Annotated in this window: 17 protein-coding genes; 12 read left to right on the top strand and 5 right to left on the bottom strand. The window is 60.8% G+C overall.

Annotation, left to right across the window (positions count from 1 at the left end; translation table 11 throughout):
* Window positions 1-96: 96 nt before the first annotated feature.
* The 7 genes from NYR50_RS03515 to NYR50_RS03485 all read left to right on the top strand — a co-directional run bounded on the left by NYR50_RS03515 (window position 97) and on the right by NYR50_RS03485 (window position 5,010).
* A complete protein-coding gene (locus NYR50_RS03515; RefSeq protein WP_006314521.1) occupies window positions 97-354 on the top strand; it encodes a hypothetical protein in 258 nt (85 codons plus the stop codon).
* Window positions 355-368: 14 nt separating this feature from the next.
* The gene (locus tag NYR50_RS03510) at window positions 369-1,136 is read left to right on the top strand and encodes a hypothetical protein (RefSeq protein ID WP_418136791.1); all 768 of its coding nucleotides are present in this window, start codon (window positions 369-371) and stop codon (window positions 1,134-1,136) included.
* 122 nt (window positions 1,137-1,258) lie between these two features.
* Window positions 1,259-2,107 (top strand): YgfZ/GcvT domain-containing protein, encoded by an 849-nt coding sequence (locus tag NYR50_RS03505; protein WP_418136790.1) that lies wholly within the window; start codon window positions 1,259-1,261, stop codon window positions 2,105-2,107.
* 2 nt (window positions 2,108-2,109) lie between these two features.
* On the top strand, window positions 2,110-2,733 hold the full coding sequence (locus tag NYR50_RS03500; RefSeq protein ID WP_418136789.1) for a hydrolase: 624 nt from the start codon (window positions 2,110-2,112) through the stop codon (window positions 2,731-2,733).
* Window positions 2,730-3,248, top strand: a complete 519-nt coding sequence (locus tag NYR50_RS03495; protein WP_418136788.1) for a tyrosine phosphatase family protein — start codon at window positions 2,730-2,732, stop codon at window positions 3,246-3,248. The genes NYR50_RS03500 and NYR50_RS03495 overlap by 4 nt, the downstream gene beginning before the upstream one ends.
* 77 nt (window positions 3,249-3,325) lie before the next feature.
* Window positions 3,326-4,147 carry a mechanosensitive ion channel family protein gene (locus tag NYR50_RS03490; RefSeq protein ID WP_418136787.1) on the top strand — a complete coding sequence of 274 codons (822 nt, stop codon included), beginning with the start codon at window positions 3,326-3,328 and terminating at the stop codon, window positions 4,145-4,147.
* Window positions 4,148-4,326: 179 nt separating this feature from the next.
* Window positions 4,327-5,010 carry a metal-binding protein ZinT gene (locus tag NYR50_RS03485; RefSeq protein WP_418136786.1) on the top strand — a complete coding sequence of 228 codons (684 nt, stop codon included), beginning with the start codon at window positions 4,327-4,329 and terminating at the stop codon, window positions 5,008-5,010.
* A 195-nt stretch (window positions 5,011-5,205) separates the two neighbouring features.
* Here the strand turns inward: NYR50_RS03485 and NYR50_RS03480 are convergent, their stop codons facing one another.
* The 3 genes from NYR50_RS03480 to NYR50_RS03470 all read right to left on the bottom strand — a co-directional run bounded on the left by NYR50_RS03480 (window position 5,206) and on the right by NYR50_RS03470 (window position 8,101).
* Window positions 5,206-6,024 carry an ABC transporter permease gene (locus tag NYR50_RS03480; RefSeq protein ID WP_418136785.1) on the bottom strand — a complete coding sequence of 273 codons (819 nt, stop codon included), beginning with the start codon at window positions 6,022-6,024 and terminating at the stop codon, window positions 5,206-5,208.
* Complete coding sequence (locus tag NYR50_RS03475) at window positions 6,021-6,809, bottom strand: ABC transporter ATP-binding protein (protein ID WP_418136784.1); 789 nt, start codon at window positions 6,807-6,809, stop codon at window positions 6,021-6,023. The genes NYR50_RS03480 and NYR50_RS03475 overlap by 4 nt, the downstream gene beginning before the upstream one ends.
* 248 nt (window positions 6,810-7,057) lie before the next feature.
* Window positions 7,058-8,101 (bottom strand): ABC transporter substrate-binding protein, encoded by a 1,044-nt coding sequence (locus tag NYR50_RS03470; RefSeq protein ID WP_174008112.1) that lies wholly within the window; start codon window positions 8,099-8,101, stop codon window positions 7,058-7,060.
* Window positions 8,102-8,392: 291 nt separating this feature from the next.
* Between NYR50_RS03470 and NYR50_RS03465 the strand changes: the two genes are divergently transcribed.
* The 4 genes from NYR50_RS03465 (at window position 8,393) to NYR50_RS03450 (ending at window position 14,437) form a co-directional block, all read left to right on the top strand.
* On the top strand, window positions 8,393-9,952 hold the full coding sequence (locus tag NYR50_RS03465) for a VOC family protein (RefSeq protein WP_418136783.1): 1,560 nt from the start codon (window positions 8,393-8,395) through the stop codon (window positions 9,950-9,952).
* Between the two features lie 132 nt (window positions 9,953-10,084).
* Complete coding sequence (locus tag NYR50_RS03460; protein ID WP_418136782.1) at window positions 10,085-12,880, top strand: DUF2339 domain-containing protein; 2,796 nt, start codon at window positions 10,085-10,087, stop codon at window positions 12,878-12,880.
* A gap of 61 nt (window positions 12,881-12,941) precedes the next feature.
* Complete coding sequence (locus NYR50_RS03455) at window positions 12,942-13,583, top strand: HD domain-containing protein (RefSeq protein WP_418136781.1); 642 nt, start codon at window positions 12,942-12,944, stop codon at window positions 13,581-13,583.
* 11 nt (window positions 13,584-13,594) lie between these two features.
* Window positions 13,595-14,437: an MOSC domain-containing protein gene (locus NYR50_RS03450; protein WP_418136780.1), complete on the top strand. Its 843-nt coding sequence runs from the start codon at window positions 13,595-13,597 to the stop codon at window positions 14,435-14,437.
* Between the two features lie 285 nt (window positions 14,438-14,722).
* On the opposite strand, the gene NYR50_RS03445 is transcribed toward NYR50_RS03450, so the two are convergent.
* Window positions 14,723-15,457 carry a class I SAM-dependent methyltransferase gene (locus NYR50_RS03445; protein ID WP_418136779.1) on the bottom strand — a complete coding sequence of 245 codons (735 nt, stop codon included), beginning with the start codon at window positions 15,455-15,457 and terminating at the stop codon, window positions 14,723-14,725.
* Between the two features lie 164 nt (window positions 15,458-15,621).
* On the opposite strand from NYR50_RS03445, the gene NYR50_RS03440 reads away from it, so the two are divergent.
* Window positions 15,622-16,836 (top strand): MFS transporter, encoded by a 1,215-nt coding sequence (locus NYR50_RS03440; RefSeq protein ID WP_162687944.1) that lies wholly within the window; start codon window positions 15,622-15,624, stop codon window positions 16,834-16,836.
* Here NYR50_RS03440 and recO read toward each other — a convergent pair whose 3' ends face one another.
* The gene (recO, locus tag NYR50_RS03435) at window positions 16,837-17,601 is read right to left on the bottom strand and encodes a DNA repair protein RecO (RefSeq protein ID WP_174008106.1); all 765 of its coding nucleotides are present in this window, start codon (window positions 17,599-17,601) and stop codon (window positions 16,837-16,839) included.
* Window positions 17,602-17,653 lie beyond the last annotated feature (52 nt).

The following is a 17,653-nucleotide window of genomic DNA, read 5'->3' as shown; positions in this document are numbered from 1 at the left end:
AACCTCTTTTCGCCGCAGCCCGTGCCGTTTTGATAAAAGGCTGCTAGTGTTGTTAACAGGGTGGTAAGGACTTGCCCGCCCTGTCGAGGATGAAAAATGCAGACGAGCCGTAACGAAATCGACGATATGATCGTGCATGAAAAGATGCAGGTCGCTCTGGAACACCAGAACGAGGCATGGGCTGACGGCATGGCCGACGGCATCGAGCCTGAGATCATCGCCGATGCCGCGATCGCTCTGGCCATGCGTGAAACCATCCGTATCCACGGCGAGGCCGGCGCGGAAGCAATGCTGGAATCGCTGCGCCAGCGTATGCTTCAGGGCGAATTTTCGCCGCAGCGGATCATACAGTAAAGCCGGAGTCTATCATGTCTTGCCTGAGCAAGGGGCTTTTGCGCTCTTCCGCCCTGCTGTCCATCCTGCTTGCGCTCACCGCCGGCCCTATCGGCCTGCCTGAAAAAGCCTTTGCCCTTTCCGAGCTGAAGCCGGCGCAAAAGGGCGAAAGCGAACCGCAGGCACAAAACGGCGAACAGCCGCAGCAGGCACAGCCTGCGGAGCCCGACGAAGTCGAAGGCGATTCGGATGGCATTCCCCTGCCCGACCCGCTGGTCGACCGTTCCGCCGGCAAAGCGAACCAGCAATCCGCCAAGCCCGACACGACGCCGGAAATGTCCGTTGTCATCGAGCACGATATTTCCAAGGCGTCCGAGCCCGTGCGCAAGCTGCGCCAGCAGATCATCGATGCCGCCGCATCAGGCGATATCGAGAAACTGCGGCCCTTCATCGTTGCCGGACAGAATCAATTCCGCATCGAAGGCAGTGACAGCGAAGACCCGATCGCGGCATTGAAAAGCTATTCCGGTGATCCTGATGGCCTGGAAGTGCTGGCGATCATCATCGATTTGCTATCGACCGGTTACGCCCATATCGATGCCGGCACCCCTGACGAAGCCTATGTCTTTCCCTATTTCGCCGGGAAACCGCTGAATACGCTGACTGCACCGGAAAAGGTGGAGCTGCTGCGCATCATCACGGCGGGCGATCTGGCGGACATGCAGGAATATGGCAATTACAGCTTCTACCGCATCGGCATTTCGCCCGATGGCAAATGGAAGTTCTTCACCGCCGGCGATTGATCGCATCCCGGCGCTTGCCGTTCTCGGGTAAAAATCCTAACTGTGCGAAATGAGCATCCAGGGAAAGTGCATCTGCATTTTGCCTGATATCGCGCAGTCTCGATGAACCGAATGGTGACGCCATGCCTTCCGCCTTTCTTGTCGACCGCCGCCTGATCCGGGTTTCCGGCACCGGCACCGAAGAGTTTCTGAACAATCTCATCACGGCCGATATCGAAAATCTGCCGGAGGGCGAAGCCCGTGCGTCGGCGCTTCTCACGCCGCAGGGCAAAATCCTGTTCGATTTCCTGATCTGGCGCGACGGTGGAGATTATCTTGTTGAAACGGGTGCCACCGAACAGGACGCGTTGCTGCGCCGCCTGACCATGTACAAACTGCGCGCGCCCGTCGAGCTGAAAGCTGAAGATCTGGAAGGCATCAGCGTTTTCTGGGGCGAAAGCGTGCCGGAGGCAGGCGTGCGCGATGACCGTTTCGCCAAGGCGAGTGTCGATCTCTGGCGTGTGCCCGGCGCATCCGCCTCTGGCGAGGCTGCAGCTTATGAGGCGCTGCGCGTCGAGCACGGCATTGCCGAATCCGGCCGAGATTATGCGCTGCAGGATGCTTTTCCCCATGATGTGCTGATGGATATGAATGACGGCGTTTCCTTCAAGAAGGGCTGCTTCGTTGGCCAGGAAGTCGTTTCCCGCATGAAACATCGCGGCACTGCAAGACGGCGCGTCGTGACCGTTTCGGCCGATGGCACGCTTCCCGCCAGCGGGACGGAGATTACCGCCAATGGAAAACCCGTCGGTGCACTGGGAACCGTCTACGGCAACAGGGCCCTTGCCATCGTGCGGACCGACCGCGTTGCCGATGCGCTTGCCGCCGGCACGCCGCTTCTTGCCGACAATGTCGCGGTAAGCGTGGCCCTGCCAGCGTGGAGCGGGCTTTCATTCCCGGCGGCCGATCCGGCGGCTCGGGCGGAGGACTAACAGTGGCTCCCGCAAAAAGTCCGCGCGCCTGGCAGCGCATGCTGTCGGGACGACGGCTCGACCTGCTCGACCCTTCCCCGCTCGATGTGGAAATTTCCGACATTGCTCATGGTCTTGCCCGCGTCGCCCGCTGGAACGGCCAGACGCGCGGCGACCACGCCTTTACCGTCGCCCAGCATTGCCTCATCGTCGAGACCATTTTCTGCCGCATGTGCCCGGGTGCCACGCCTGACGAGATGCAGATGGCGCTTCTGCACGATGCGCCGGAATATGTGATCGGCGACATGATCTCGCCGTTCAAATCCGTGGTCGGCGGCGGTTACAAGACCGTGGAAAAGCGGCTGGAAGCCGCCGTGCATCTGCGTTTCGGCCTGCCACCGCATGCATCGCGCGAATTGAAGGATCGCATCAAGAAGGCCGACACAGTGGCCGCCTTTTTCGAAGCGACCGAGCTTGCCGGTTTTTCCACCGCCGAGGCGCAGAAATTCTTCGGCCTGCCACGCGGCATCACCCGCGATATGTTCGATATCATCCCCCTTCCCTCGACTGAGGCGCAAAGACTGTTCATCGCCCGCTTCGAGGCAATCGAGACGCTGCGCGTGACCAGAACCGGGAGTGCGACATGACGGCCATCGTGGTATCGCCGCTGTCGCGGATCGCCGAAATGGCCGTTAAGCACAAGGCTCGAGAAATGGTGACGCTGATCGCCAAGGAGCAGAACTTTCACCGCCCGGCCGTCATCGCCGCCGAGCGGCATCTGACGCTTGCCATGAACGATATCGCCTTCAAGGGCACCGGTGATCTCATTGCACCCGATGATGCGCATGTGCTGAAGCTGATCGATTTTGCGCGGGAATGGGACCAGTCCACGCCGCTGCTCATCCATTGCTGGATGGGGATTTCGCGCTCGCCGGCCGCCGCCGTCATCGCCGCACTCAGCCTTTATCCCGATCAGGACGAGACTGAGCTTGCGCAACGCCTGCGCAACGTTTCACCCTATGCCACGCCCAATGCCCGCATCATCGCCATCGGCGACCGGCTGCTAGGGCGCGAAGGTAGGCTTATCAAGGCAATCAAAGCGATCGGCCGGGGGGCGGATACCGACGGCAACGTGCCTTTCGTGCTGCCGCTTGCCGGCTGAGGCCCGATTTTGGGCGGAACCGCTGCGACACCCATTCGTTACCAAACCTGAACGGCAATAGAATCACGGGATAATTCATGGAACAACAGGCAACGGATATCCTGGTCGCATCGCAGACGGCCGTACGGCAAGCGAGCGCGCTGGCGGTGCAATATTCCTTTTCGGTCATTGGTGCGCTGCTGCTGCTGATCATTGGCTGGCTGGCCGCCGCCTTCCTGCAGCGCTGGGCGTTTCAGGGCCTGTCGCGCATTCGCGGTTTTGATGCGACGCTCGCCGGTTTCTTCGCGGGCGGCATCCGTTATGTCGTGCTCATTCTGGTCATCGTTATGGTGCTCGGCCAGTTCGGGGTGCAGACGGCCTCGATTCTCGCTGCCCTCGGCGCTGCCGGCCTCGCCATCGGTCTTGCGCTACAAGGCACGCTGCAGAACATCGCCGCCGGCATCATGCTGCTTGTGCTGCGCCCCTTTCGGGTTGGCGAATATATCGAAACCAACACGGTCAGCGGCACGATCATCGAAATCGGGCTTTTCGCAACCGAACTCAAGACCAGTGACGGGCTTTACCGGCTTGCGCCGAATTCCACACTCTGGAACGTGCCTATCACAAATTACAGCCGCTTTCCTTCACGCCGCCACGAACTCAGCCTGACTGTCAAGAACGACGAGGATATGGCTGCCACGCAGGATATGCTGATGACCGTGGTGCGCTCGGAAAGTCGTATCCTGCTCGACCCCGCCCCGGTCACATTCGTGGATTCCGTTACCGCCGACAGCGCCACCGTTAAATTGCGGTATTGGGTGCGCAGCGACAACTATTTCGTAACGACGCGCGACGTGACAAAAGCCATGCGGCTCGCTTTTGACGAACGCAAGGCCGAGGTGAGCGCACAGCCTGCCTGAGGCCTGACGGTTAATCCTGCCCGTATATTTTAAGCGCGGTGGTTCAATAGCCATCGCGTTTTTTCATGATCCGACGTCAACGCCCGCCCTTGCATCCTGCCGAAGACGCCTCTATAGGTCGAAATGTAATGTTATTACGTTACTCGCTTTTTGATCGCAGACTGAAGAGGGCCGAAACAATGCAGAAGACACTGACCCGCGTCACCGGCGCGCTCGCACTTGGTTCCATGTTGCTGGCGGCTGCCGCGGCAACGGCTGCCGGCGGCGACAAACCCGCGGCTCACAGCCACAGCCATGGTCATGACCACAGCCAGATGACCGAGGCGGAAAAGCAGGTTTACAAGGGGTATTTCGAAGATGCGCAGGTAAAGCCGCGCCCGCTGACGGACTGGGAAGGCGACTGGCAGTCGGTCTATCCTTACCTGCTGAACGGTTCGCTGGATTCCGTCATGGCTGAAAAGGCCGCTCATGGCGACAAGACCGCCGCAGAATACCGCGCCTATTACGAAATCGGCTACAAGACCGATGTGAACCGCATCGTGATCGCGCCCGACAGCGTTACCTTTTATAAGGAAGGCAAGCCGACCAAGGGCACCTATGTCAGCGACGGTCAGGAGATTTTGACCTACAAGAAGGGCAACCGCGGTGTCCGTTACATTTTCAAGAAAACTGCCGGCGACGAGGCCGCACCGCAGTTCATCCAGTTTAGCGACCACACCATCGCACCGAAGAAGGCCGGACATTATCATCTTTATTGGGGCAACGACCGCAAGGCGCTTCTGGACGAAGTCACCAATTGGCCGACCTATTACCCCTTCCTGATGGACGGCGCTGACATCGTTGAGGAAATGGCGGCGCATTGAGCCATCGCAGGCTCACGGTTTTCCGTAACCGTAAGAATGCCGAGCGAGTGTCTCTTTCGCCTTCTCCCCGCTGGGGAGAAGGTCGCGGCAGCGGGATGAGGGGGCACGGGTGCGGTCTATCGCTAACGTTGCCCCCTCATCCGACCCTTCGGGCCACCTTCTCCCCGGCGGGGAGAAGAAACAAGCGGCAACCGCTCACTGCCCCATGGTCGAACGATGGGCCCAGCCGGTCATGCGCCTTTCCAGCCAGGCCATGACCGCATACATGGCAATACCTTCCACGGCGAGCATCAGCAGGCCTGCAAAGACCAGCGGCACGTTGAACTGGCTCTGCGCCGAACTCATCATATTGCCGAGGCCGTAATTGGAGGCGACGGTTTCCGAGACGACCGAGCCGACGAAGGCGAGCGTGATGGCGATTTTCAGCGAGCCGAAGAAATAGGGCATGGATCGCGGAATGCCGACCTTCAGCATGATGTCCATCTTCTTTGCACCGAGTGCGCGCAACACGTCCTCCGTTTCCGGCTCGATGGTGGCAAGGCCGGTGGCGACATTCACGACGATGGGAAAGAAGGAAATCAGGAAGGCAGTCAGAACGGCGGGAACGGTGCCGATGCCGAACCAGATGACGAGGATGGGCACCAGCGCCACCTTCGGAATGGCGTTAAAACCGATCATCAGCGGATAAAGGCCGGCATAGATGGTTTTCGACCAGCCGATGAACAGGCCGATGGCAAGACCGGCGGCGACGGCAATGGCAAAACCCAGTGTCGTGGTGTAGAGCGTCTGCAGCGAATTCTTCCAGATCGGCGACCAATATTGCACGATGGCCTGCCCGACCCTGATCGGCGACGGCAGAATGGTGGGCGGCATTTTCAGCGCATAAACGAGCAGTTCCCACAGCGCGAAAAGCGCCAGCGTATAGAGCCATGGCGCGGCCTTCACCCAGTTGACCCGGTCAATCAGCGGCTTGCGCGGTTCGGCCGCCACGGAGCTTTCCATGATCGCGCTCATGCCGCCACCCTCGCCTGCGCGATTTCGCCATGCAGTTCCTGCACCATGTCGTTGAAACCCTTGTCATACATGATATCGAGCTGGCGCGGACGGGCGAAGGGCACGCGATGTTCCGCCAGCACCCGGCCGGGCCTTGCGCTCATCACGAAAATCTTGTCGGCCAGAAAGGTCGCTTCGCGCAGATCATGGGTCACGAGAATGATGGTGACGCGCTGCGCGGCGTGCAGATCGCGGATGACGCACCACAGTTCTTCGCGCGTGAAGGCATCGAGCGCGCCGAAAGGCTCGTCCAGCATCAGCAGTTCCGGTTCGTGGATCAGCGCCCGGCAGAGATTGGCGCGCTGCTGCATGCCGCCGGAAAGCTGCCAAGGGTATTTGGAGCCAAACCCCTTCAGGCCGACGATTTCCAGAAGACGCTCGGCTTTTGCGACATAGCTCGCCTTATGGGCGCGCAGACGGCGGCGGTGTTTCTCGACGATTTCGAGCGGCAGCAGGATGTTTTCCAGCGTCGTGCGCCAGGGCAGCATCGTCGGGTTCTGAAACGCCATGCCGACGATGGAGACGGGTTCGGTGACCTGCCGTCCGGCGACGATGACATTGCCCTTCTGCGGAATATGCAGCCCCGTCACCAGCTTCATCAGCGTGGACTTGCCGCAGCCCGACGGGCCGACCACGGCCGCGAATTCACCCTTGTCGACCGTCAGGTTCAGGCCCGAGACGGCAAGCGTGCCGGCAGAGCCGCCGTAGCGCATGTCGACACTGTCTATTTCCACGAGATGTGACAACGAAGTCCCCTATGTCTTTGGCGGGAACGGACGCTTACGGCCTTCGTTGTTCCCGCCGCAATTCCAAGGCTGCCGGCTACCCCCGGCATTGCCGCTTGTTTCTTCTCCCCGCCGGGGAGAAGGTGGCCCGAAGGGTCGGATGAGGGGGCAAGCGCAGAGATATACGGAGAGCTTGCCCCCTCATCCCGCTGCCGCGGACTTCTCCCCGGCGGGGAGAAGAAGCTCGCGGCATCCACTCACTCTATCCTCTAGGGAAGCATGCGCTCTTCCTTGGCCGGCAGATAAGTCGCGTCGAAGACCTGCTCCGCCTTGACGTTGCCCTTCAGGCCCATGGAAACCTTGAGTGTATCCAGAGAGGCGGCAAGCCGGGCCGGATCGACGCCGCCCATGCCGTTCTCCACCACGTAGGGCGTCTTGATATTCATGCTGTTGGCCATGTTGAGGCGTTCCAGCTCGATGGCGCTGTCGAGCGTCTCGTTGCGCTTCAGCACCGCCGCCACACCCTCTTCCGGGGTCTTGACGGAATCGGCGAAGCCCTTGGCCAGTGCTTTCAGGAAACCCTTCACGGCATCAGGGTTTTTCTCAGCGAAATCAGTGTTTACCAGCACCGCATTGCCATAAAGATTCAACCCGTGCTCGGCCATCAGGATGGTCGAGATGTCGTCATCGGCAATGCCCTGTTTCTTGAGATTGAGAATTACGGAAAAGGCGAAACCAAAGACGGCATCGACGTCACCCTTGGCGAGCATCGGTTCACGCACCGGAAAACCGATCGATTCGATCTTGATCTTGCTGTCATCGAGGCCCGCCACCTGCTTGAATGCCGGCCATTGCGCAAAAGCGCCATCCGGCGGCGGCGCGCCGAGCTTCTTGCCTTCCAGCGACTTCGGATCGCCGGTAACACCGAGCGACTTGCGGCCGACCACGGCAAATGTCGGGCGCTCATAGACCATATAAACGGCCTTGATCTTCTGGCTCGGATCCTCGTCGAGGAACTTCATCACCGAGTTGATATCTCCAAAACCCATCTGATAGGCACCGGTCGCAACACGCGGGATCGCCTCCACCGAGCCGTTGCCGCTATCGATGGTGACATCGAGGCCTTCGTCCTTGAAGTAGCCCTTGTCGAGCGCCAGCAGGAAACCGGCGGCCGGTCCCTCGAATTTCCAGTCGAGTGTGAATTTCACCGGCGTTTCAGCATAAGCACCCGTCACCGGCAGCGAAAAGCCAGCGACCGCACCGATGGCGGCAATGGCCAGCGTTCTGGACAACAACCTGCGCGTTAAAATCATCTATTCCCCCTGATGGTTTTGCTGGATTGGTTGCATAAGACCCAATTCCAACCCTCAAGGCAAGATAAAATTGCATACAAAATAGCCGTTATTTTGTATGCTTATTTTGTATGCAAATATGATCGATATACAGGCAAACAGCTGGCAATTCTGCCCACCCCGCGTGCAACGAAGGTGCGGAAATATCGTTCACACGGAGAACACATCGTTCTCATTTGCCGGGGTTGCGGATCAGGGGCAGCTTGGGACAAATAGGGCCACAAACAGCAGGCGAAACGGCGGGACGGCGACATGAATTCTGCACTTGGCATACACCACATCACCATGATCACCCGGAAGGTGCAGGCGAATGTGGATTTTTACGCCGGCTTTCTGGGGCTGCGGCTGGTCAAGCGCACGGCCGGCTTCGAAGACGCCATGCAGCTGCACCTGCTTTACGGCGACGATATTGGCTCTCCCGGCTCGCTATTGACCTTTCTGGTCTGGGAAGATGGCGGCCAGGGCCGCGTCGGTTACGGGCAGACGCTGGAAATTTCCGTGGCGATCGATCCCGCGGCGATCGGATTCTGGCTGACACGGGCGCTGAAATTCGGCCTGCGCGCCGAGGGACCGTCAGATGAATTCGGCGCGCCCGTCATTCGGTTGAAAGACCCTGATGGCCTGATTGTCAAGCTGGTTGGCACCCGTGCCTTTGCCGATGCGACGCCGCATGTGACGGCCGATATCTCCGCCGAAGACGCCATTCGCCGAATCTATGGCGCAACCATGCTGAGCGAGGTGCCGGAAGAAACCGTGGCGTTTCTGGAAAAACACTTCGGTTACCGGCAGGAAAGCCAGGCGGGCGCGATCCGCCGGCTCGTTTCCGACAGCGGCGACATTATCGATGTGCGCGATGCGACCGGCTTCTGGTCCAGCGCGCCCGGCACCGGCACGGTCGACCACATCGCCTTCCGTGCGAAGGACATGGATGAGCTGAACACGGTTCTCACCGGGCTGAAATCGCTGAATTCCAGCACCACCAATGCCCATGACCGGAAATATTTCCACTCGCTCTACGTCCGCGAGCCGGGCGGCGTGCTGATTGAGATGGCGACCGATGCGCCCGGCATGACGGTGGACGAGCCGCTGGCGACGCTTGGCGAGGAACTGTTCATTCCACCGCTGTTCATGAAGGATGAAGCGGATGTGCGCGTTGCCCTGCCGCAATTTGCGATGCCGGGCGAAGAGCGGATCGTTTATCGCGACCTGCCTTTCGTGCATCGTTTCTACACGCCGGAGGAGCCTGACGGCAGCACCATCATCCTGCTGCATGGTTCTGGCGGCAGCGAAACGAGCCTGATGCCGCTCGCGCACCGGGCGGCGCCCGGCGCCACCCTTCTCGGCGTGCGCGGACGCAGCACGGAAGAAGATATCGCCCGCTGGTTCCGGCGCTTCCCCGATTTCAGCTTCGACCAGAAGGATATCCTCTTGGAAGCGGAGGCCTTTGCCGCCTTCGTGGAAGGGGCAATCCGCGCCTATGGTCTCGATCGCTCGAAACTGCGGTTCATCGGCCATTCCAATGGCGCGAACTTCTATGCGGCCTTTGCGGCGCTTTATCCGGCGCTTGCCGGCGACGCCCTACTCTACCGCCCGATGCCGGTTCTTGAAACATGGCCGCAGAGCGATCTTTCCGGCCGCCATTTCGTTCTTGTAGCGGGAGAACGCGACAAATACCGCGACGGGGCAAGCGAGCTGCAAGGCAGGCTTGCGGCAAGCGGCGCGAGGGCTGAGGTGGAAACGGTCGAGGATGGACACGAATTGGGGCTTCCCGATATCGAAGCGGCACGGCGCTGGCTGGCGGATGCGTCCTGATACGAGGCGGTTCGGGTGTCACCCAAGAGTGGCACTCGCTCGCTCTCCCCGTTACCCACACCTCCATCAACCGGGCCTTGCATAAATTCACCAAAAGGGCTTTAAAAACAGCTTCGTAATTGGAGAGTCCGTTTGGAAATCCCGCTGTTTATCCTCGCCCTCGTCGCGGCCTTCATCTACACGCTGGTCGCGAGCATCCGCAACTCAGGCCGAATCAAGTCTCTGGAACGGGAGGTTCACAGCCTCAAGCGGCTGATGGCCGCGGGTGTGGTCGCTCCGGCGATGACGCAGGCAGAGAGCGCGGAAACAGCGGAAAAACCGGATTTGGTAGCAGAAGCGGAAAGCGAAGCCGCACCGGAAGCAACAGCCTTCCAAGCTGAAGAAGCATCCGAGCCCGGCGAAACGGTAGCCCCGGCAGCACCGGAAGAAGTCGCACGCGAAGAAGCACAGCCTGCGCCTGCCGCGGCGATTGTCGAAACACCGGCGGCGAAGGAGAGCTTCGAAAGCCTGCTCGGCGCACGTTGGGCGGTCTGGGCCGGCGGTCTGGCGCTTGCGCTTGGCGGCATTTTCCTCGTCAAATATTCAATCGAATCGGGGCTCTTGAGCCCGGCGGTCAGGCTTTCGCTCGCCGCCATTTTCGGTCTCGTTCTCGGGCTTGCCGGCGAGGCGATCCGCCGCAAGGCGGTGCCGGGCATTGCCACCGCCTATTCCAACGCGATGATCCCGGGCGTGCTGACGGCAGCCGGCGCATTGACGCTGTTCGGCGTGGTCTACGCGGCCTATGGCATTTACGATTATATCGGGTCTGGAACGGCTTTCATCCTGCTTGGGCTTGTCGCCTTTGCCACCATCGGACTGTCGCTTCTGCACGGACAGGCGCTGGCCGGTCTCGGCCTTCTCGGTTCGATGCTGACTCCGGCGCTGATTTCCAGCGAAACGCCAAATATCTGGGCGCTTTTCGTGTTCCTGACGATCTCTTGGCTGGCGACCGCCGCGGCAGCGCGCCGGCAGGGCTGGACGGTGGTTCCATCGCTTGCCAATGCCGGCATCGGTCTCTGGGCGCTGGGTTATATCGGCTTTTCCGATACGATCAGAGCCGAACCGCCGACGCTTGCCCTGCTCGTCATGCTGGCCGGCACGATCTTCCTGTGGCCCGGAAAGCAGCTCGACACCCCGCCCGCAGAAGCGGCCGAAACCGCAGCTCCCGAGCGGCGCGCGGTTCGCATCATGCGGCTTCTGCTGCGCCCGTCACTCGCCATCAATCTCACGGTATCCATGGCCGTGATCTTGCCGGCCATCGGTTTCCTGTTTGCCGAGGGCAGCGTCGACACCCATCCGGCCCTGATCGTTTCGGCGCTCATTGCTGCACTTGCCGCGCTTGGCGCTGCCCGCCACTATGCGGTCTGGCCCGCGATCATCGCCGCGCTCGGCGCGCAGGCTGCGGTATCGCTGATGTCGCGGCAGGGCATCGACTTCATTGGTCTCATCAATGATACCGGCGTCACGCTTCCGCCCGTCGGAACAGGCTACACCGCGGAAATCGCCATGGCGCTCGGCCTCGGCGCGATCCTGGTGCTGTGTGCCTTCTCCTTCCTCAAACGCAAGGGCGCCGAAGATGCGGATTTCGCCCAGCTCTGGGCCGGTATCGCAGCACTTTTCCCGGTCTGGCTCGCCACGGCAAGCTTCGTCGAATATGGCAATCTCGGCCGAGACTGGCTGCACGCGGCCTATGGCCTCGGGCTTGGCTTCGTGTTGCTTGCAGGTGCCGAATGGCTGCACCGCCAGAACGATGAAGCCTATCGCAAGCCGCTCAACATTCTCGTGCTCGGTTCCTTTGCCGCCTTCGCGCTCAGCCTGCACACGCTGACGGAAGGGCTCGTGACAACCGTGCTGCTTTCTGTCATCGGCTTTGTCTATGTGCTGGCCAGCCGTTACCGCAAGTGGGAGGTGCTGCCCTGGGTGATGGCAGTGGCAAGTGTTGCCGTTCTCGGCCGCATCGCCTGGGAACCCACCATCGTCGGGCCGCAGAACCTCGGCACCACACCGGTCTTCAACGCGCTTTTGCCGGGTTATGGCATTCCGGCACTGCTGGCCGTCGCCTCTGCCTGGCTGCTGCGTGATTGGCCGGGGGTTAGGGCCAAGAATTTCCTGCAGGCGATTGCCAGCGTCATGGGTCTTCTGGCCGTCGCCATCCTCATCCGCCACGCGATGAATGGCGGGACGCTTGACAACAGCGTGCCGACGCTTGGCGAACAATCGATCTACACACTGTTGACCATCGGTTTCTCAGGCGTGCTGATGACCCTCGATCTCAAGAGCCCCAGCCCCGTCTTCCGTTACGGTTCGATGATTGCCGGCGTGATCGCCGTCATCAACGTGCTGACGATGCATTTCTTCACGCTCAACCCCTATTTCACCGGCGAAAATACTGGCCGCATACCAGTCCTCAACCTGCTGCTAATCGGTTACCTGTTGCCGGCGCTCGCTTATGGCGGCCTTGCCTATTATGCGCGGGGAAAACGTCCCCCGCCCTATGTCAGCATGCTGGCGGTGGCGGGTGCAGCACTCGGCTTCGCCTGGGCCACGCTTTCGGTGCGGCGTTTCTGGCAGGGCGAAAACATTGCCGACTGGAAAGGCTTTATGCAGGGCGAGACCTACAGCTATTCGGTGGTCTGGCTGCTGATCGGCGTGCTGCTCCTCGTGCTCGGCTCGCGCTTTAATGCCCGCAGCCTGCGTCTGGCATCGGCCGCCTTCGTGCTGATCTCGGTTGCCAAGGCTTTCCTGATCGACATGAGCAACCTTGAAGGTGTACTCAGAGCCCTGTCCTTCATCGGCCTCGGCGCGGTGCTGATCGGTATCGGCCTTTTCTACCAGAAAATCCTGACCCGGAAGCCTGCCCTTCGCGACCCGCGACAAGCCGATACATGATGTCAATTGCGCGGGTGCGATTCCGTGTCTAAACAGCATGGCCAAAGCCGATGGAGTTGCAATGCAGGCCCAATCTTTCGCGCCTTACGAATCGCTTGCCGAAGCCCTGATACCGCATGCCGCCGATACCAGCGACGGCTCGCACGACCTTGCCCATATTCACCGTGTCTTCCGCAACGCCATGCGCATCCATGCGGGCGAAGGCGGGGATGGCACCGTGCTGGCCGCGAGCGTGCTTTTGCATGATTGCGTGGCGGTGGAGAAGAATTCTCCCTTGCGGGCGCAGGCCTCGCGACTGGCAGCGGAAAAAGCATCAGGCATTCTGGCCGGGCTCGGCTGGCAGAAGCAGGATATCGACGCCGCCGCGCATGCCATCACCACCCACAGCTTTTCCGCCAATATCGAGCCGCGGACACTGGAGGCAAAAATCCTTCAGGATGCTGACCGGCTGGATGCCATCGGCATGGTGGGCGCGGCCCGCTGCTTTTATATTGCCGGGCGCATGGGCTCGGCGCTTTACGACCCGGCCGATCCGCTCGCAAAGGAGCGACCGCTTGACGACCGCGCCTTTGCCATCGACCATTTCGAAACCAAACTGTTCAAACTGGCCGATGGCTTCCGCACCGAAACGGGGCGGCAGATGGCCAAAGCCCGGCATGAGCGGCTGAAACAGGTGCTGGACCTGTTTCTCGACGAGATTTGAGGATATCGAAGATGCGCGTGACCGAACTCAACATCTATCCGCTGAAGAGCGCGCGCGGCATTGCGCTTAAGGAAAGCGCCGTTTCGGCCGAAGGCCTGCCGGGAGACCGCCGCGCCATGTTGACCGACCCTTCCGGCCATTTCATCACCCAGCGCGAGCTGCCCGCCATCGCCACCGTGCTGGCACGGCATGCGGATGGCGGCATGGCGCTTTCGCGCGAGAACAGCGGCGAGATTTTCGCAAGACCCTCCGGGCAGCGTATGGATGTGGCGGTGTGGAAATCGATCGTCAGCGCCAATATCGCCGATGGTGAAACCAACGACACACTCTCGGCCTGGCTTGGGCGCGAGGTGAAGCTGGTATTCTTCGATGATACCTCGAACCGCATCGCAAGCCTCGAATGGACGGGCAATGAAACCCCCGTTACCTTTGCCGATGGCTACCAGATCCTCGTCACTACCACCGCCTCGCTTGCTGCCCTGAACGACAATATGCACGGAAATGGCGAGGACGCCGTGGGCATGGAACGGTTCCGGCCGAATATCGTGCTGGAGACGGAAGAGCCCTGGGCGGAGGATAACTGGGCAGCCATCGAGATCGGCGGCATTCGCTTCGATCTCGTCAAACCCTGCGCCCGCTGCATCATGACCACGCAGGACCAGATGACCGGCTCCCGCGACGTGCCCTCCCCCATGAAAGCCATGGGCCGCATCCGCATGTCCGGCGACCGGCGCGTGCCGGGGCCGCTCTTCGGCTGGAACGTGACGCCGCGCGGGGAAGGCAGTCTGTCCGTCGGCGATGTGGCAAGAGTGGTCGAGGAACGGCCGGAGGGCTGGGCGATCAAGCGGCGGTAGGCCGGGGGCTTGGTTCTAACGAGACCTGCAGCAGGCTCCATGTTCTCATAGATGGCACACTCTCTCTCCCTCATTCCTGTGCTCGTCACAGGAATCCAGCCGACGCGCGTCGGCGCGGCGGAGAGACTCTTTTCAGCCCAAGGACTTGGGCTGGCTGGATCCCTGTGACGAGCACAGGGATGAGGAGGAGCGCGCTACGGTCATCGGTCAACAACCAGCTCCGAGCTGGACGCGCCGATCTCCATCATTGTTTCACACCCCGCAAATGCGATGCGGAGTCTCAAGTCACCGCTTCTTCGCCCCGACAATCAGAAAGATCGGGCGGCGATCCTCGTGCTTCAATTCCGGGCGCTCGGTCATCAAAGCCGGATCAGGCCGTGGTTCCGCCAGCTGCGTCAGGGCAAAACCGGCGGACAGCAAGCCGTTGAGAATACCTGACACGGTGCGGTGATATTTGACCACATCATCCGCCATCCAGTTGGAGTGGCGCACGCCCTCGTTCTGGTAGTTGTCGAGCGGCCAGTGCAGGATTTCGCCGTCCTCACCATAAAACCAGTCCTGTTTTTCCAGCGCAGTGAAGACCGGATGCTCGATGGAAAAGACGAAATCACCACCCGCCTTCAGCACCGCGAAAATCTTTGCGAATGCCCCGTCGAGATCACGGACGTAGTGCAGCGCGAGCGAACTCAGCACCACGTCGAAACTCTCCTGCGGGAAATCGATGTCTTCGATCGCCGCCCGGCGATAATCGATGCCCGGCCCGCCATTGATTTCGGCAGCGCGGCTCAGCATGTTTTCCGAGAGATCGACGCCGACAATGTGGGCCGCCCCCTGCTCCGCCGCATAACGGCAATGCCAGCCGAAACCGCAGCCAAGATCGAGAAAAGACCTGTCTTTCAGGTCCGGCAGCATGGCGCGCAGCTCATGCCATTCGCCGGCCTGGCGCAAACCCTCGATGGAACGCGGCATGGCGCTGTAACGCTCGAAAAAGCCTGCGTCATCGTAGATATTCTGTTTCATCGTCGTCGCTCCGACCGTATTCCATCAACGCCATGAATAATGGCCGTCAAGAAAAGTCGCTAGTGGGACGGGCTGACAAAAGATAATATTCATCCCATCATAGAGGAATCCGCAGCAAGCCATGGCCCTTCTTTTTGGGCGCACGCTGCGATGGGGGAATGTTCATGTCGCAAGCCACACGCCAGACCATGCCCTGGCTGATCATCGCAGCCGGGTCGCTGATTGCGGTCATGACCTTCGGTCCCCGTTCGGCCATGGGTTTCTTCCAGTTGCCGATGCTTGCCGATACCGGCTGGGACCGTTCCACCTTCGGTCTTGCCATGGCTTTGCAGAACCTGTTCTGGGGCCTTGGCCAGCCGTTCTTCGGCGCGATTGCGGATAAATACGGTACGGGCCGCGTGCTCGTTCTGTCAGGCATTCTTTATGCCGCAGGCCTTGTCTGCATGTCCTTCGGCACCTCGCCTTTCTGGCTGCATTTTGGCGGCGGCGTGCTCGTCGGGCTTGGCATTGCCGCCGGTTCCTTCAGCGTCATTCTTTCCGCCTTCGCGCGCCATGTCACGCCGCAGCAGCGCTCGCTTGCCTTCGGCATCGGCACGGCTGCGGGTTCGGCCGGCATGTTCCTGTTTGCGCCCATCAGCCAGGGGCTGATTTCCGCCTATGGCTGGTCGGACAGCCTCGTCTGGCTGGCTGCCATGATGGTGCTCGTTCCGCTGCTGGCATGGCCGATGCGCGGCAATTCCTCCTCCGGCAGCCAGTCGCAGGCGCAGTTTCAGCAGACGGTGGGCGAAGCGCTCAAGGAGGCGCTCGGCCACAAGAGCTATCTGCTTCTGACAACCGGTTTCTTCGTCTGCGGTTTTCAGGTGGCCTTCATAACAGCGCATTTCCCAGCCTATCTCGGCGATATCGGCATCGAACCACGTTACGCGGTCATCGCCATGGCGCTGATCGGCTTTTTCAACATCATCGGGTCGCTTGCCGCCGGGGTTATCGCCCAGCGTTACTCGAAACCCTATCTGCTGGCCTATATCTATATCGCCCGCTCGGTCGTGGTCACGGCCTTCCTGCTGCTGCCACAATCGCCGCTTTCGGTCATCCTCTTCGCCTCGGTCATGGGTATTCTCTGGCTTTCCACCGTCCCCCCTACCAACGCGCTGGTGGCGATCATGTTCGGCACCCGCCATCTCGGCATGCTGGGCGGCGTGGTTTTCCTCACCCACCAGATCGGCTCGTTCCTTGGCGTCTGGCTGGGCGGCTTCCTTTATGACAGGTTCGGCACCTACGATATCGTCTGGTGGCTCGGCGTTGGCCTCGGGATTTTTGCGGCCATCGTGCACTGGCCCATTCAGGAGCGACCGGCACCACGGCCGGCGATGGCCTAATCAGATCGCCTTATCAAGAGCGGGCGGTGTCGCCTTACGCTCCAGCGCCTTCAACGCCGCCTGCACGAAACCGTCGCGGGCGGCGTTTTCATTGAGGCCGCGCGGATCATAAACATGCCGGTGGAGGAAATGGTCGGTCAGCCGGAACGCCGCCGCGAGGCTTTCGGGATCGGCGGCCGTCGACTGGCCTTCGCCGAGAAAGGCGGGAAGCGCAAGCATCCTTGCCGCATAGGGCGCGCCCGCCGTACGGCAGACCGCCCTGCCCGTCTTCGGCGAGACATAGATGAGATCGCTGCGCAGCCCCGTCGCCGCACATTCGCTGAGGTCGAGGCCAAAACCGAGATCGTTCAGCACCGCCAATTCGAAGCGCACGAACAGTTCGCCGGCATCGACGGGATCGTGGAGATTGTCGAGAATGACATCGAGCGCCTGGTAAAGATGCGGATGCGGATCGCGTTCCGGCAGAAGCCTGAGCAAAGCGCCCATGGCCTGCACACCGTAAACGGCTGTCGCCGTCTCCATCAGCTGTCCTGCGCGCAATTGCAGCGGTTCGATACGGAATTCACCGAGATGATCGTGCAGGCGCGCCCGCCAGATGACATCCACCCGGTTTCCCGCCTGCAGCACCGGCTGCATGGCGCGGGAACGGCCGGAGCGCACCATGCCTAGATGGCGGCCGCGCGAAGGGGTCATCACCTCGGCGATGACACTCGTCTCGCCATGGCGTTTAACGCCGAGAATGATCGCCTCATCCTGCCACTGCATGAAACCTGTCCGAATTTCGATTCAAGCCCGATCATAACCGATCTGGCGGCGA

This window comes from Agrobacterium sp. El2ro-1b, assembly GCF_048298475.1.
GTDB classification, from domain to species: Bacteria; Pseudomonadota; Alphaproteobacteria; order Rhizobiales; family Rhizobiaceae; genus Agrobacterium; species Agrobacterium fabrum.
Note: the sequence above shows the minus strand (reverse complement) of the source record. Positions and strands in the feature narration are given on the sequence as shown.

Bases quoted from the DNA above. Each gene is read 5' to 3' on its own strand.
- NYR50_RS03515 (WP_006314521.1), top strand. From the start codon at position 97: ATGCAGACGAGCCGTAACGAAATCGACGATATGATCGTGCATGAAAAG.
- NYR50_RS03510 (WP_418136791.1), top strand. From the start codon at position 369: ATGTCTTGCCTGAGCAAGGGGCTTTTGCGCTCTTCCGCCCTGCTGTCC.
- NYR50_RS03505 (WP_418136790.1), top strand. From the start codon at position 1,259: ATGCCTTCCGCCTTTCTTGTCGACCGCCGCCTGATCCGGGTTTCCGGC.
- NYR50_RS03495 (WP_418136788.1), top strand. From the start codon at position 2,730: ATGACGGCCATCGTGGTATCGCCGCTGTCGCGGATCGCCGAAATGGCC.
- NYR50_RS03490 (WP_418136787.1), top strand. From the start codon at position 3,326: ATGGAACAACAGGCAACGGATATCCTGGTCGCATCGCAGACGGCCGTA.
- NYR50_RS03485 (WP_418136786.1), top strand. From the start codon at position 4,327: ATGCAGAAGACACTGACCCGCGTCACCGGCGCGCTCGCACTTGGTTCC.
- NYR50_RS03480 (WP_418136785.1), bottom strand. From the start codon at position 6,024: ATGAGCGCGATCATGGAAAGCTCCGTGGCGGCCGAACCGCGCAAGCCG.
- NYR50_RS03470 (WP_174008112.1), bottom strand. From the start codon at position 8,101: ATGATTTTAACGCGCAGGTTGTTGTCCAGAACGCTGGCCATTGCCGCC.
- NYR50_RS03465 (WP_418136783.1), top strand. From the start codon at position 8,393: ATGAATTCTGCACTTGGCATACACCACATCACCATGATCACCCGGAAG.
- NYR50_RS03455 (WP_418136781.1), top strand. From the start codon at position 12,942: ATGCAGGCCCAATCTTTCGCGCCTTACGAATCGCTTGCCGAAGCCCTG.
- NYR50_RS03450 (WP_418136780.1), top strand. From the start codon at position 13,595: ATGCGCGTGACCGAACTCAACATCTATCCGCTGAAGAGCGCGCGCGGC.
- NYR50_RS03445 (WP_418136779.1), bottom strand. From the start codon at position 15,457: ATGAAACAGAATATCTACGATGACGCAGGCTTTTTCGAGCGTTACAGC.
- NYR50_RS03440 (WP_162687944.1), top strand. From the start codon at position 15,622: ATGTCGCAAGCCACACGCCAGACCATGCCCTGGCTGATCATCGCAGCC.
- recO (WP_174008106.1), bottom strand. From the start codon at position 17,601: ATGCAGTGGCAGGATGAGGCGATCATTCTCGGCGTTAAACGCCATGGC.